This is a genomic window from Streptomyces narbonensis (assembly GCF_014649015.1).
GTDB lineage: Bacteria > Actinomycetota > Actinomycetes > Streptomycetales > Streptomycetaceae > Streptomyces > Streptomyces narbonensis.
This window is the reverse complement of record NZ_BMSF01000001.1, coordinates 433,672-448,961: the sequence shown is the minus strand read 5'-3', so window position 1 is coordinate 448,961 and position 15,290 is coordinate 433,672. Positions and strand designations below refer to the sequence as shown.

Here is a 15,290-nt window from a genome sequence, read left to right as displayed (position 1 = left end):
GACGAGCGGCCTCTCCCGACGAGCGGGAGGGAGGTGCTCAGAGGCGCGACGCGTCCAGTCAGACACGCCGACGGTCTAGGTTACGGGCGGGCGCCGCAGAGGGTCAAATTCGCCCACGCGAGCCCGGCCTGATCGGCGAGGCACCCCCGAGCGGGTGCGGGCCGTCCCGAAGGGGACGGCCCGCACCCGGTGGATCAGTCCTGGGCCGGAGCCGGGGTCTTCTCCGCCGCCTTCTTGGCCGGGGCCTTCTTGGCGGTGGTCTTCTTCGCCGCCGTCTTCTTGGTCGCCGCCGTCTTCTTGGTGGCGGCCTTCTTGGCCGTGGCCTTCTTCGCGGTCTTGCGCGCGGCCGTCTTCTTGGCCGGCGCGGCCTCGGTCTCGGCTTCCGCCTCGGGCTCCGCCGTGGCGGACTCGGTCTCGGCCGGGGCCGTGGCGACCACCAGGACGGCGGCCTCCTCGGCACCCGCGGGGGAACCGGCGGGTGCGGTGGCCTTGCGGACCACCCGGCGGCGGGCACGCGGCGGGGCGGCCACGGGGGCCTCCTCGACGGCGGGCTCGGGCGCGGTCTCCACGACGGGCTCCGGCTCCGGGGCGGCCACGGGGGCCTCCTCGACGACGGGCGCGGCCACCGGCTCGACGACCGGCTCGACGACCGCAGCGGCCTCGGCGGCCTCCGTGGTCGACACGACCGGGGACGTCGCCCGGCGCGTGGCGCGGCGACGGGTGCGCGGGGCCGGGGCGGCGGTCTCCTCGACCGCGGCCTCGACGACCGGCTCGACGACGGGCTCGGCCACCGGCTCGACGACCGCAGCGGCCTCGGCGACGGGCTCCGGCTCCACCACGTAGGTCTCGGTCTCGACGACACGGGACGGGGTGGCCGGCGCGGACACCCGGCGGGTGGCGCGGCGGCGGCCACGACCGCGCGTGGCGGCGGCCTCGGCCTCGGCGATGCTGCCGTACAGCTCCTCGTCCGGGGCGATCGGCTCGGGCAGGGCGACCGGCGCGGCCAGCTCCGCCTCGACCTCGGCCTCGGTCTCGGCACCGGACTCGGTGGTCTCGTGCTCGTGCTCGTGGTCGTGGGCGTGCTCGGCGCCGCCGCGGCCGCGCTTCTTCGCCCGCTTGCCACCGCCGCCGGTGACCGCCGGCTGCTCCATGTGGACGATGACACCGCGGCCGTTGCAGTGGACGCAGGTCTCGGAGAAGGACTCGAGGAGGCCCTGGCCGACCCGCTTGCGGGTCATCTGGACCAGGCCGAGCGAGGTGACCTCGGCCACCTGGTGCTTGGTCCGGTCACGCCCCAGGCACTCCAGGAGGCGGCGCAGCACCAGGTCGCGGTTGGACTCCAGGACCATGTCGATGAAGTCGATGACGACGATGCCGCCGAGGTCGCGCAGCCGGAGCTGGCGCACGATCTCCTCGGCCGCTTCGAGGTTGTTCCTCGTCACGGTCTCTTCGAGGTTGCCGCCCTGGCCGGTGAACTTGCCGGTGTTGACGTCGACGACGATCATCGCCTCGGTCTTGTCGATCACCAGCGAGCCGCCGGACGGCAGCCAGACCTTGCGGTCGAGCGCCTTCATGAGCTGCTCGTCGATCCGGTACGTCGCGAAGACGTCGACCTCGCTCGTCCACTTGGACAGGCGGTCGGCCAGGTCCGGGGCGACGTGCGAGACGTAGCCGTGGATGGTCTCCCACGCCTCGTCACCACTGACGATGACCTTGGAGAAGTCCTCGTTGAAGATGTCGCGGACGACCCGGACGGTCATGTCCGGCTCGCCGTACAGCAGGCTCGGCGCGCTCGTCGAGATCTGCTTGGCCTTCTTCTGGATGTCCTCCCACTGCGCCTGCAGACGCTCGACGTCGCGGCGCAGCTCGTCCTCGCTCGCGCCCTCGGCGGCGGTGCGCACGATGACGCCCGCGTCCTCGGGGACGATCTTCTTGAGGATGGTCTTCAGCCGGGCGCGCTCGGTGTCCGGGAGCTTGCGGCTGATGCCGGTCATCGAGCCCTCGGGCACGTACACGAGGTAGCGGCCGGGCAGGGAGACCTGGCTGGTCAGGCGGGCGCCCTTGTGGCCGATCGGGTCCTTCGTGACCTGCACGAGGACCGACTGGCCGGACTTGAGGGCGGTCTCGATGCGGCGCGGCCCGTTGGCCATGCCGAGCGCCTCGAAGTTGACCTCGCCGGCGTACAGGACGGCGTTGCGGCCCTTGCCGATGTCGACGAACGCGGCCTCCATCGACGGCAGCACGTTCTGGACCTTGCCCAGGTAGACGTTGCCGACGTACGAGGTGGCCTGCTCCTTGTTGACGTAGTGCTCGACGAGCACGTTGTCTTCCAGGACGCCGATCTGGGTGCGCTCGCCGCTCTGGCGGACGACCATGACGCGCTCGACGGCCTCGCGGCGGGCGAGGAACTCGGCCTCGGTGATGATCGGGACGCGGCGGCGGCCCTGCTCGCGGCCCTCGCGGCGCCGCTGCTTCTTGGCCTCCAGGCGGGTCGAGCCCTTGATGGACTGGACCTCGTCGGCGCCGGTGCCGGCCTCGGCCTTCTCGCGGGCCGGGCGGGGCTCGCGGACCTTGACGACCGTACGGACGCCTTCCTCGTCGGCGCCCTCGACGTCGGCGGCGGCGTCCCCGCTGCGACGGCGACGGCGACGACGGCGACGGGAGCTGCTGGAGCCGCCGGCGTACGCCTCGGTCTCGTCCTGCTCCTCCTCGCCCTCCTCGGTCTCGCCCTCGTCCTCGGCGCGGAGCTCGTCGGACTCCTCCGACTCCTCGACTTCGGTGAGCTCACCGCGGCGACGGCGACGGCCGCCACGGCGGCGACGGCGGGACGGGCGGTCCCCGTACTCGTCGCCGTCCTCGGTCTCGTCGGCCTCGTCGAGCTCGTCGGCGGCGGCCTCGATCTCGGGCTCGTCGGCGACGGTGGTCGGGACGGGCTCGACGGCGACGGGCTCGCCACGGCGGCGACGGCGACGGCGGGAGCCGGACTCGGCCCGCTCCGTGGCCTCCGGGATCTCGATGGGCCCGGTCGCCTCGACGGCCTCGGCCTCGACCTCGACCGTCTCGTCCTCCTCCAGCTCCTCGGGCTCCACGACCTCGGCCGCTGCGATGGCGGCCGTCTCCGGAGTCTGGAACATCGGCTCGGAGAAGACCGGGGCCTGGAAGACGGCGACCGCAGGACGCTCGGCGCGGCGGGCGCGGGAGGTATCCGGCTTCGCGACGGGCTCGGAGGTGAACTGCGGCGAGGTGGCGCGGCGGCGGCCGCGGCCACGGGTGGCGGCGGTCTCGGCCGCGGCGACCTCGGCCTCGTCGGCGGCGATCTGCGCGACGGCGGCCTGCGGCAGGGACTCGCCGGTGGGGGTCTCGGCGGGCGCCTCGGGGGCGGCCTCGGGCGAGGTCGCCCTGCGGGTGGCGCGGCGGCGGGTGCGCGGGGCGGGCGCGGCCTCGGCGGCCTCCTCGACCGGGGCGGCGGCGGTCTCGACGACCGGCGCGGCCTCGACCGCGGGCTCCTCCACGGCGGCCGTGGACGTCACGGGCGAGGTGGCCTTACGGGTGGCGCGACGGCGGGTGCGCGGGGCGGGCGCGGCCTCGGCGGCCTCCTCGACCGGGACGGCGGCGGTCTCGACGACCGGCGCGGCCTCGACCGCGGGCTCCTCCACGGCGGCCGTGGACGTCACCGGGGAAGTGGCCTTACGGGTGGCGCGACGGCGGGCCGGGCGCGCCGGAGCGGCCTCGTCGGCCGGGGCTGCGGTCTCGGCGGCCGGCTCGGCGGTGGCGGTCTCGGCGGGGACCTCCGCGAGGGGGGCGCCGACCTCGATGGTCTCCACGGCCGGTGCCGTGGCCTTGCGGGTGGCGCGGCGGCGGGTGCGCGGCGCGGGGGCGGCCTCGGCCTCGACCGGCGCGGCCTCCGCGGCCGGGGTCTCGGCGGGCGCCGTGGTCTCGGTGGCGGCGTCCGTCACCGGCGGACCGGCGGGGCGGGAAGCGGCGCGGCGCCGACGGCGCGGCGGCAGCTTGTCACCGGGTGCGTTGGTGTCTTCGTTGGACTCGAGCATGCGGGCGGTTCTCCCGTCACGCTCCCGGGCGCCGCGTCTGGTTCCGGTCCGGCGGCACGATCACGCCTGTGGCGCGGTGCCGCCGTCCGGGGCGCGGGCGCCGCACGGGAGCTGATGTCTGGCTCGCCGGTTCCGTACGCCCTGTGCGTACGGCCTGGCGAAAGTCTCCTGGTCTGTGCGCTGCCCGACCCAGGTGGCTCCCGAGTACCAGGGCGGCGCTACAACGACCGCTCCCTACGCGGTACCTGCACCCGGCGCCGTCGCTGAGGCGGTCGCGGCGGCCGTGGTTGAAGCGGCCGTGACTGCCTCGCGGTCGGGCGCGAGCGGGTCGGTCACCGTGCCGGACTCCTCGTCGAAGAGCCCCTGCGCCAGCCTGGTCACCGCAGCGGGGACCGGCGGCGCCAGGTCGGCCACAGCTCGGAGACCGGACAGGACGTCGTCGGGTCGTACGGCAGGTGTCACGTGCCGAACAACCAGCCGCAGTATCGCACAGGCGCTGTCCAGCGGCCTATCACCCTGGGGATCGCCCTGGGGAGAGGAAACCGTCAGCTCGGTGACCGCGGAGCGGGCGTCGAAGGTGCGGATGCCGTTCTTGGTCTTGCGCTGTACTTCCACGGTCTCGGCCGCGAGAAACGCGTCGGCGGCCTTCTTCGCGTCCTCGACGGCGACGCCTTCGAGCCGCAGCTCCCACACGGAGGCGGTGAGGCGGTCGGCGAGACCCGAGGTCCGGGCCTCGACGGCGTCGGTGATGTCGAGGCCCGCGGGGAGGGACTCGTCGAGCAGGGCCCGCAGCATCTCCGGGTCGCGCGTCTGGGTGAGCGCGATCTCCAGGTACTCGGCCTCGGAGCCCACACCCGTCGGGGCGGCGTTGGCGTACGACACCTTGGGGTGCGGGGTGAAACCGGCCGAGTACGCCATGGGCACCTCGGCACGGCGCAGCGCACGCTCGAAGGCGCGCTGGAAGTCACGGTGGCTGGTGAACCGGAGGCGGCCGCGCTTGGTGTAGCGCAGTCGGATGCGCTGCACCGCCGGTGCGGGCGGCGGGCCTTCGGGCTGTCGCTTGCCCAGTGGTTCTTCTCCTCGGTGCGGGGCGGGCGCGGGTGGCGCACCGCCCACAGGTGTACGGGGGTTCCCTCGGGGCCCGGCCGGCTCACCCCCGCTTGTGCAGGGAGATCTCGGCCTCGGCCACCATGCCGGGAACGGTCTGTCGTGGTGCAGCACCTCCCAGGTTACGCGCCTGACCCTGTGGAGCGTTCACAGGCTCGGGCCGCCGCTCCCCGCCGACGAGGGCGTGCCACGCGTCGCGGCGTGCCCGGCGCACGGTCTCCCGTGCCGAGGCGAGGGCTCCGCGGACCGCCCGTCCGGTCTCCACGGCGACCTGCTTCGCGGGCCGCCACACGGCGTCGCGGACGAAGTGGCCGACCGGGGTGCACACGCTCCGGTAGAACCAGCTCACGGGGCGGCCGAGCAGGTTCCACGCGAGCCATTTCAGGGCGCGGCCGACCGCCAGGGAGATGTACCCGGCCATACGCCAGCCGATGGCGAGGGCGGCGGCGACCTCACGGCCGATCACCGCGAGGACCCGTCCGACGGGGGTGAGCACCCAGCGGTACAGGAAGACGGCGGGGACGACGACGAGGACCTTCCCGAGCCACATCAGGCCGGTCGCGAGGCCCTTCAGGAGCCAGGCGGCGCCCCTTCCGATCCAGGCGAGGCCGTGGCCGAGCGGCGTGAGGACGTACCGGTACGTCCCCGAGGCCAGCGGCACGGCCACGTACCGCCACAGCGCGGTCCACGGCCAGACGAGCACCGCCCACAGCGTGAGGGCGGTGCCGCGGCCGAGCGGTGCGAGGAGCCGGGCGTACAGCCAGGCCGACGCGCGGGCGAGGCCGTGCCCGACCGGTGTCAGGACGGCGCGGTACAGCCAGGCGACCGGGGCGGCGATCAGGTGGACGGCGAGCGGTACGAGGACGTGGCGCCACAGGCCGAGCCAGGGCCAGTAGAGGACGGCCTTGACCAGCCACCACGTCGCCGTGGCGAGGGCTTCGGCCGTCCGGGCGACGGCTCGGCCGACGGGCGCGAGCACGTTCTCGTGGAGCCAGTCGTAGGCCCGGCCGAGCGGGCGCAGCAGCACGCGGCCCAGGAAGGTGCCGCACAGGACGAGCGCGTCCCAGACGAGGCGCACGGGGACGACGACGACCAGCACCACGATCCGTACGGGGATCCTGATCGCCGCGGTCAGGCAGCCTTCGGGTGCCGGGCCGGGGGCCGCTTTCTCCAGGTGCATGTGTCGGGAGACGCAAAAGCCCCGCGCGCGGTTCACCTCGCCGGCGGGATCCGGAGTGTTCGGCACCGCCTCATCCGGACTGTTCGGCACCGCCTCACGGGGAGGCCCCGTAGCCTAGGTGCCGACGCCCGCTCCCCCACACACCTTGCGCATCCCCCCACCTAACCCAGGACACGTTGAGGCTCGGTATGAAAATATCCTTCCTGCTGGTTGACCGCTGTCACATCGGCGGCGTGGTCAGCGCCATCCACAACCTGGCCAAGGCGCTCGCGGATGACCACGAGGTCGAGCTGGTCTCCCTCCGCCGCAACCGCGACCAGGCGTTCTTCCCGCTCGATCCGCGGGTGAAGACCCTGGCCCTCAGCGACATGCGGAAGCACTCCCACACGTACGACGGCGACGACCCGGCGATCGAGGTCTTCCCGCACATCTACCCGAACGAGCCGACGGACAAGAAGCCGTGGATCAGCCGGCTGGCCGAGAAGCGGCTGATGCAGTACCTGGCCACGACCGACGCCGACGTCGTGGTCAGCAACAACCCCAAGATCACCATCATGCTGGCCTACTCGGACCGCGACTTCCTCAAGGTCGCGATGGAGCACTCGCGGCCCGCGCGCTACGGCCCGCACATCCGGGACGCCCTCTTCCGGGACGCGTACCCGAAGATGGACGCGATCACCGCGCCGACGCCGGACGAGTGCCGGACCATCGCCGGGGTCGTCCCCGCCGTGAGCCACCTGCTCTCCCCGATGCCCAACTGCATCCCGGCCCACGAGGGCCAGATGTCCACCGGTGACAACAAGATCGTCGTCACCGCGGGCCTGCTGAAGACCCACAAGGGCTTCGGCGACCTGATCGAGGCGTTCTCCACCGTGGCGCCGCGCCACCCGGACTGGAGCCTGCGGATCTACGGCTCCGGTCCCGAGCGCGCCAACCTGCGCAAGAAGATCGACGAGACGGACAGCAACAACCAGATCTTCCTGATGGGCCCTGCCACGCCCGTCACCCCGGAGTTCGCCAAGGCGTCCGTCTTCGTCCTCCCCTCCCACCTGGAGGCCTTCGGCAACGTCACGGTCGAGGCGATGGCCGCCGGCCTGCCGGCGATCTGCTACGACGCGCCGCACGGCCCGCGCAACATCATCAGGCAGGGCGAGGACGGCTACGTCGTGCCGCTCGGCGACAAGCAGGCGCTCGCCGAGCACATCGAGAAGCTGATCTCCGACGAGGACCTGCGCCGGAAGATGGCCGCCGCCGCGGTGACCAACGTGGTCCGCTTCCAGGAGGCCGAGACCGCCGCCCGCTTCGAGCAGCTCGTGGAGACCATGCGGGCCCGCCGGGCCATCCCCCGCTCGGCCGCCGCCGTGGTCACCCCGCAGGGCGACGTCCGGGTGCGGATCGCCGGGCTGCCCGCCGACAGCGACGCCCGGCTGGTGTGCAAGGACATCCGCAAGAAGGCCGACGAGGTCGTCGTCCCCTTCGTCGGCGAGGAGGCGCTGGTCCCCGCGCTCGGCAAGCTCGTCGAGGGCGACTGGCAGCTGGAGATCCGCGCCGCCGGCTTCGACCTGCCGCTGCGCTCGGCCGGCTGCGACACCCTTCAGATCCTGTCGCTGAAGCTGCCCCGCACCGAGGGCCCCGCCCTGTCCGTGCTGCTGCCGCACGCCCACACGGACGGCACCCTGCGGGTGCAGAGCCGGGTGCGCGCCCAGCACGTCGAGGTGGCGGCCCTGCACGCCGGCGCCACCGCGATCGTGATCGACGCCGCGGCCTGGGGCGTCGAGCCCGGCAAGGACAGCGTCATCGAGGCCGTGCACCGCAAGGAGGCCGACCGGAACTTCACCTTCCCGGTGAAGCCCGGCGCCGACGGACGCTTCACGGCCTCCCTGGACAACGCCGCCGCGGCCCGCCTCCACGAGAACGGCGCCGAGGACGTCTGGGACCTCTGGCTGCTGCCGGACCAGGAGTCCGCCCGGATCCGCGTCTGCAAGCTGGCCACCGACGTGCTCGTCCCGATGGACGTCTTCACCTTCCCGTACCCGGTGGTGAGCCAGTCCGGCGCTCCGGTCCCTGCCGCCTCCGTGGACACCAAGCCGAAGAGCGGCTGGCGCAACCGGCTGGCGGCTGTCCCCACCGCCGCCGTCACGGCCGTCACCGGCGCCCGGAGCGAGCTGCGCCCGTACTTCTCCAGCAACGGCCAGCTCTCGCTGAAGATCATCGACAAGAAGTGACCGGAGGGCGGTAGCCGGGCCCGCGCGACGGGGTCCGGCCCGCACGAGGAGCCCGGCTCGCACATGCCCGGCCCGCACGAAAGAGCCCCGGTCCGCAGGGAGACCTGCGGACCGGGGCTCTTCTCGTACGCCCGGGGGGCACCGCCTACAGCGGGGCGCCCTCCTCGGCGATCTTGAACATCAGGTCGGCGACCCGGCCGGCCGCGTGGCCGTCGTCGAGGTCGCAGAACTGGTGGTGGAACTCGTCGTACTTCTCCTGGTACTCGACCGCGACCTCGTCGATCTCCCGGATGGCCTGGATCAGGTCGTCCGAGGTCTCGACCAGCGGACCCGGGGCGTCCTGCTCGAAGTCGAAGTAGAACCCGCGCAGCCGGTCACGGTAGTGCTCGAGGTCGTACGTGAAGAAGAGCATCGGCCGACGCAGGTGCGCGTAGTCGAACATGACCGACGAGTAGTCCGTGATCATGATGTCGGCGGCCAGGTACAGGTCCGCGATGTCCGGGTACTCGGAGACGTCGAAGACGAAGCCGTTCCCGGCGCCCGGGATGCTGTCCACGATGTTCGAGTGGCGCCGGACGAGGAAGACGTGGTCGTCCCCGAGGCGGCGGCGGGCGTCCTCCAGGTCGACCCGGAGGTCGAACTTGAACTGGCCGCGGGCGTGCGAGAGGTCGTCGCGCCAGGTCGGCGCGTACAGCACGACCTTCTTGCCCTCCGGCAGTCCGAGGCGCGCCTTGACCTCCTTGGCCCGCTCGTCGCGGTCCTCGGAGTACAGGTAGTCGTTGCGCGGGTAGCCCGTCTCGGCGATCAGGCCGTTGTAGCCCATGGCCCGCTTGAGGATGGGCGTGCTGAAACGGTTCGACGAGACGAGGATGTTCCAGTTCGCCGCTTCCTGGACCAGGCGCTCGTGGTAGTTCGGGTCGAACTTCGGCGCCTCGATGTCGAGGCCGATCTTCTTGAGCATCGTGCCGTGCCAGGCCTGCACGATCACCTGTCCCGGCCGCCGCTTGATCCAGTGCGGGAGGTGGGCGTTGGTGATGATGTAGCGCGAGCGCGCCAGCGCGTCGTACCAGTCGGCGCCCTGGAAGCGGACCGCTTCGAGGGTGTCCGGGAGCTCGACCTGGCCGTCGCGGACCAGCCACCGGTGCTTCACGTCGGCGCCGCGGCGCAGCAGCTCCTCGTGGACGGCGCGCGGGCTGTCCGAGAACTGCTTGCCGTTGTAGCTGATGTACAGGACCTCGTCGCGCAGCGGCAGCTCGCGGCCGCGCTCGTAGACCTCGTGACGCAGCTGGTACTGGCGGTTGGCGCCGCGCTCCATGTCGTTGAGGTCGGGCAGGCAGTTGAGCTGCGGGTGGTCCTGCCAGTGGCACTCGAGCCGGTAGTCGCGGCCGTTGTGCGAGCCCTCCAGCGGGAACCGGGGCCCGGCGAGGCGGTCCACGACGAGCGGCAGGGACTGCTCCCGCTCCTCGTCGGAGGACTCCAGGCGGAGCACCCAGCGGCCGGCCTTGAGCGGCAGCCTGTTGTTGGTGCCCGTCATCGTGGCGGGGCGGAAGGAGGCCTCGAAGGAGCCGTCCGGCAGGACGTTGATCGGGACCTTCCGCTCGTCGAAGCGGCCCTTGGCACTGACGACCAGGTGGTGGTCCGTCAGGTCCACGGGGGCGGCGCCGCGGATGAGGAACGTCCCGTCGGCGAAGGCGACGCCGGTGATGCGGGCGCGCAGCGGGCGGCCGGAGAACTTCAGGTAGCCGTTGGCTCCGGAGAGGACGGCCACCTCGTTCTGCATGGCCTCCTCGCCGAACTCGGCGGGCAGGCGGACCTGGAGGTCCGGCACGCCGTCCTTGACGACGACCTTGACGGTGCGCTGCTTCGCGCCCGGCTCCGTGACCCGTATCTGGGTGCTCCAGTTGCGGCGCATCGTCTTCGCGGCGTCGGAACCGCCACCGGCCGCGGCCTCGGCGCTGTCCTGGTGCTCCGGCAGCAGGGCTATGTCACGCAGGGGAACGCGGATCCGCAGCTGCGTGTGCCCGCCGGTGACGCCGAGGACCTCGGCCGGGTAGGTGAACACCTCACCGCTGTTCTGGTTGCCGACCCGGAGGATGATCTCGGTGTCCGCGGCGAAGGTCTCGCGGAAGACGGCGTCGACGACGATCTCGTCGCCGGAGGGCTCGAAGCCGGTGACGACGACCGGAACCTTCTCGATGCGCAGCTTGAGCGCGGCGCGCCGGATCTCGGGGACCATCCGGAAGTCGTCGTCGAGCCACTGGTACGGCGGGTAGGTCAGGCGGTCCGTGCCGTACGAGTGCACGGAGCGGGAGCGCACGAGGCCACCGGACATGACGCGCATGCCGACGTGCCAGAGGCCCTCCTGCCACTTGCCGCCCTTGCGGAACCGGGCGGGGTCGATGACGGTCTCCCAGCCGGCCCAGTCGAAGCTGTGGCCCCGGCCCTTGTGGCCGGAGGCGGTGGTGGCCTCGGGGGCGAAGATGTTGCCCAGCGGGACGAGGACGCGGCGCTGGGTGCCGTCCTTCTTCAGCTGGAGCAGCTTGACGACGCTGCGCTTGCCCGTCTGGTCGACGCGGTCGATCCAGGCGTGGCCGGACAGCCTCAGCTTGCCGTCCTCCCAGGTCAGATCGTCCAGCGGGGAGCGGAGCTGGAGGTCCTTGTCGACGCGCAGGAGCTTCTTGGGCACGAGGTCGCCGCGGTCTTCCAGCGCCGAGTACCGGGCGTACTTGCGGACGACGCCGTCGAGCCCGACGGGCTCGCCGAGGCGCTCGGCCTCGATGAAGTCGACCAGCTCGTTCGCGGCGTGCTTGCGGACCAGCAGCCACTTGACGCGGAGCGCCGTGGGCAGCGTGTTGATCAGCTTGAAGTCGATCTGGTCGAGGAACTTGTTCGCCACGCGCAGGAACTCGGCGCGGTACTCCTCGTCGCCCTCGGGCATCACGTTGAGGAAGATGCGCAGGTCGCCGGTGAGGACGGTCTTGTCGTACGCGAGCTTCATCGCGTCGGCGGCGGGGTCGTTCTGCTCGGCGAAGAAGCGGCTGACGTGCTCGACGCCGGTCGCGCGGTCCCGGGCGGCCTTGGGCTCGTTGCGGCGCTGGGTGATCGAGGGGTTCGCCTCGCCCTCGCGCAGGCGCCAGTAGTAGCAGGGCTCGCTGATGATGTCGACGGACTCGGCGAGGAACTGGGCCGGGACGATGACCGGGGTGTCCTCGTACAGCACGCCCTCGGGGAAGCGCAGTCCGTGCTGCTCCCAGAAGTCGCGGCGGAAGACCTTGTTGCAGGCGAGGCGGTCCGTCAGGAGGTTGCGCTTCCTCGTGACGTGCGTCTTCTGCACCGCGCCCCGGGACAGGAACCGGTGCATCGGGGACTGCCAGATCCGGGTGGAGTTGATGTGCTCCACGTTGCCCGTGGCGAAGGAGGAGCCGGTCTCGTCCAGGCTGCTGATCATGAGCCGGAAGGCGTCCGGCGGGATCATGTCGTCACTGTCGACGTAGGTGACGAACTCGCTCTCCGGCGCCAGGTTGTCGAGTCCCGTGTTGCGGGCCGCACCCAGGCCGGCGTTCTCCTTGCGTATCAGCCGGAAACGGGCGTCCTGCTCCGCGAACTCCGCCGCGATGGCGTTGGAGTCGTCGGTGGAGCCGTCGTCGATCATGAGAACTTCCAGGTCCTGGAAGGTCTGCACGGCCAAGGAGTTGAGGCAGGCGGGGAGGTACTCCGCCACGTTGTAGATCGGGACGATGACGCTGAGCCGGGGTGCCATGAAGTTCTGCGTTCCTTTCTGGTTCAGACCCGCTCGACGAACTCGAGCGCCTGAGGGGTGACGGGGCGTGCTAGGGGTTTTCCGGCGGGTCGTCGGGAGGCGTCTCCACCCTCCGAGCAAGATCCGCCGGGCGACGTGCTGGGCCGCACGCCCGCCGTCGAACTGCAGTACTTGTCCCGGTACCCGGTCCGCAGCTTAGCTGCCTGCCTTCGGCCCACCCCGGAAGGAAGCGGACCCGCGCCGGCACCGTGACCGGGGGATTCGTGACCAGTGACACAGAAGAGCGCAGGACCGTTTCCGCGCGCCCCGGCATGCGGGAGCGCGCGTGACGTTTGTGGACCACCAGGGCCACTCGGGACATTCTTCACCGGTCCATCTGCCTGCATGACTGTGCGGCGGCCCCCGACCGCCGCAGCACTCCAGGGTAGACGATCCGCAATTCGGCCGTTCGCCCCTCGTTGGCCCCCTCCTCGCCCCCGAGGAGGGGTGCGTTAACCGCGTACGCGGGTGCCCGCGGTTTCCGGGGTGCGGAAAGCCTCCTGTCATACTGCGTTCGAGCGGTTCGACTGAGGAGACACAAGCCATGCCGGCTGCAGCTACCCCCCGATTCAGCGTGATCATCCCGGTGTACGGGGTCGAGGGCTACATCCGCGAGTGCCTCGAATCGGTGACTACGCAGAGTTACCCCGATTTCGAGATCATCGCGGTCGACGACTGCTCCCTCGACGGCAGCGGGGCCATCATCGACGAGATCGCCGCGCGCGACCCGCGCGTGCGCGCCGTCCACCGCGCCGAGAACGGCGGCATAGGCGCCGCGCGCAACACCGGCGTCGAGCACGCCCGCGGCGACTACCTGCTCTTCATCGACGGCGACGACTCGATCCGCCCCGGCTCCCTGCAGGCCATGGCGGACCGGCTCGCCGAGGCCGAGGATCCCGAGGTCCTCCTCTTCGACCACGTCCGCACCCACTTCGACGGCGCCGTCGAGGTCAGCAACTCCGGCCCGTACCTGGCCGGCATCCGCGACCAGATCGTCCGCCCCGCCGACCGCCTCGAACTGCTGCGGATGTTCGCCGTCGTCTGGAACCGCCTCTACCGCCGCGACTTCTTCACCGGCGAGGGCTACGCCTTCACCGACGGCCTGTACGAGGACGCGCTCATGGTCTACACGTCCATGGCCGCGGCCCAGCGCGTCGCCGGCCTGGAGTACGTGGTCGTCGAGTACCGCCAGCGCCGGGTCGGCAGCTCGATGCGCAGCAGCACCCCGCGCAAGCACTTCGTGATCTTCGAGCAGTACCGCAGGGTCTTCGCGTACCTCGACGGCCGCCCCGGCCTCGACGAGTACCGCAGCGCCGTCTTCACGCGGATGATCTCCCACTTCCTGTTCACCTTCGCCCGGGACTTCCGCATACCCAAGGGCCACCGTCGCGCGTATCTGAAGCAGGCCTCCAAGGTCTACCGCGACCTCGAACCGGCGGGCTACACGCCGCCGCCCGGCATCCTCGGCCTCAAGTTCAAGGTGCTGAAGAGCGGTTCGTACACCGGCTTCGAAGGCCTCAAGGTCGTCAACGGCACCCGCGAGGCGAGCATCCGCTCCCTCGGCCGGTCCAAGCGCTGGGGCGGCCGCAAGGCCCTGCGCGCCTACTACGCCGTGCAGCGCCGTCTCCCCGTGGACGACAACCTCGCCGTGTACTCGGCCTACTGGGGCCGCACCCCCGGCTGCAACCCGCTCGCCGTGCACGAGGCGGCCAAGCGGGTCGCGCCCGGCGTCCGCGGCGTGTGGGTCGTGAACCAGGAGTACGCCGGCAGCCTTCAGCCCGGCCTCCAGCGGATCGCCCCGGCCACCTTCGGCTACTGGAAGGCGATGGCCCGGGCCAAGTACCTGGTCAACAACGTCAACTTCCCGGACGCCGTGATCAAGCGCCCCGGCCAGATCCACCTGCAGACGCACCACGGCACCCCGCTCAAGCGGATGGGCCTGGACCAGCAGTTCTACCCGGCCGTCTCCCGCAGCATGGACTTCGACAAGCTGCTGCAGCGCGTCGACCGCTGGGACTGGAGCGTCTCGTCCAACCGGCACTCCACGGAGCACTGGGAGCGGGTCTACCCGGCCGCCTTCCGCACCCTCAACACCGGCTACCCCCGCAACGACGTCTACTACCGCGCCACGGCCGCGGACGTCCGCCGGATCCGCGGCGAACTCGGCATCGCCCACGACAAGACGGCGATCCTGTACGCCCCCACCGTGCGCGACCACCAGAAGGACGCCTTCGTCTCCCGGCTGGACCTGGCCCGCGTCGCCCGCGAACTCGGCCCGGACTTCGTCCTGTTGGTCCGCGCGCACTACTTCTACGGCAGCGACCCGGAGTTGAACTCGCTCGCCGAGCGCGGCGCGCTCGTCGACGTGTCGCGACACCCGTCCGTCGAGGAGCTCTGCCTGGCGGCGGACGCACTGGTCACGGACTACTCGTCGATCATGTTCGACTACGCCAACCTCGACCGGCCGATCGTCACGTACGCCGACGACTGGGAGGCCTACCGGACCTGCCGCGGCGTCACCTTCGACCTGCTCTCCGGCGAGCCCGGCGAGTCCCCCGGCGTGCTCACGACCACCGAGGACGAGCTCATCGAGGCCTTCCGCAGCGGCGCCTGGGAGGGCGAGCACGCGGCCACGCTGCGCCAGGCCTTCCGGGAGAGGTTCTGCACCTGGGACGACGGCTTCGCGGCCGAGCGGGTCGCCCGGCAGGTCTTCCTCGGCGAGGAGTCGCTGCGGCCGCCCGTCGTCCCGGTGGCCGAGCACCGCCCGGCCCCGTCGCCGCGCGCGGCCGAGGGCATCGCGACGCCCCGCCCCCGCGCCGCCGACCAGGACGAGCTCACCACGGCGGGGTCGGACCACTAAGGCCACGCGGTAACGAAGAGGCGCCCGGAGCGGAATGCTCCGGGCGCCTCTTCGTGTCCCGGGACCGGGA

At 71.8% G+C, this 15,290-nt stretch carries 6 protein-coding genes; 2 read left to right on the top strand and 4 right to left on the bottom strand.

All coding sequences use genetic code 11. From position 1 onward, the window contains the following. Positions 1-194 precede the first annotated feature (194 nt). The 3 genes from IE124_RS01905 to IE124_RS01895 all read right to left on the bottom strand — a co-directional run bounded on the left by IE124_RS01905 (position 195) and on the right by IE124_RS01895 (position 6,336). On the bottom strand, positions 195-4,049 hold the full coding sequence (locus IE124_RS01905; protein WP_189504087.1) for an Rne/Rng family ribonuclease: 3,855 nt from the start codon (positions 4,047-4,049) through the stop codon (positions 195-197). A gap of 234 nt (positions 4,050-4,283) precedes the next feature. Beyond that, positions 4,284-5,075 carry a TIGR03936 family radical SAM-associated protein gene (locus IE124_RS01900; protein ID WP_189504085.1) on the bottom strand — a complete coding sequence of 264 codons (792 nt, stop codon included), beginning with the start codon at positions 5,073-5,075 and terminating at the stop codon, positions 4,284-4,286. Positions 5,076-5,199: 124 nt separating this feature from the next. After that, complete coding sequence (locus tag IE124_RS01895) at positions 5,200-6,336, bottom strand: hypothetical protein (RefSeq protein ID WP_189504083.1); 1,137 nt, start codon at positions 6,334-6,336, stop codon at positions 5,200-5,202. 233 nt (positions 6,337-6,569) lie between these two features. Between IE124_RS01895 and IE124_RS01890 the strand changes: the two genes are divergently transcribed. Then, on the top strand, positions 6,570-8,561 hold the full coding sequence (locus IE124_RS01890) for a glycosyltransferase (protein ID WP_189504081.1): 1,992 nt from the start codon (positions 6,570-6,572) through the stop codon (positions 8,559-8,561). A 145-nt stretch (positions 8,562-8,706) separates the two neighbouring features. Here the strand turns inward: IE124_RS01890 and IE124_RS01885 are convergent, their stop codons facing one another. Beyond that, entirely contained in the window at positions 8,707-12,321 is a 3,615-nt protein-coding gene (locus IE124_RS01885) for a bifunctional glycosyltransferase/CDP-glycerol:glycerophosphate glycerophosphotransferase (RefSeq protein WP_189504079.1), read from the bottom strand. A 583-nt stretch (positions 12,322-12,904) separates the two neighbouring features. Here IE124_RS01885 and IE124_RS01880 point away from each other — a divergent pair. Continuing rightward, a complete protein-coding gene (locus IE124_RS01880; RefSeq protein WP_189504077.1) occupies positions 12,905-15,220 on the top strand; it encodes a bifunctional glycosyltransferase/CDP-glycerol:glycerophosphate glycerophosphotransferase in 2,316 nt (771 codons plus the stop codon). Positions 15,221-15,290 lie beyond the last annotated feature (70 nt).

Coding starts and splice junctions, on each gene's coding strand:
- IE124_RS01880 (WP_189504077.1), top strand. CDS start 12,905: ATGCCGGCTGCAGCTACCCCCCGATTCAGCGTGATCATCCCGGTGTAC.
- IE124_RS01895 (WP_189504083.1), bottom strand. CDS start 6,336: ATGCACCTGGAGAAAGCGGCCCCCGGCCCGGCACCCGAAGGCTGCCTG.
- IE124_RS01905 (WP_189504087.1), bottom strand. CDS start 4,049: ATGCTCGAGTCCAACGAAGACACCAACGCACCCGGTGACAAGCTGCCG.
- IE124_RS01885 (WP_189504079.1), bottom strand. CDS start 12,321: ATGGCACCCCGGCTCAGCGTCATCGTCCCGATCTACAACGTGGCGGAG.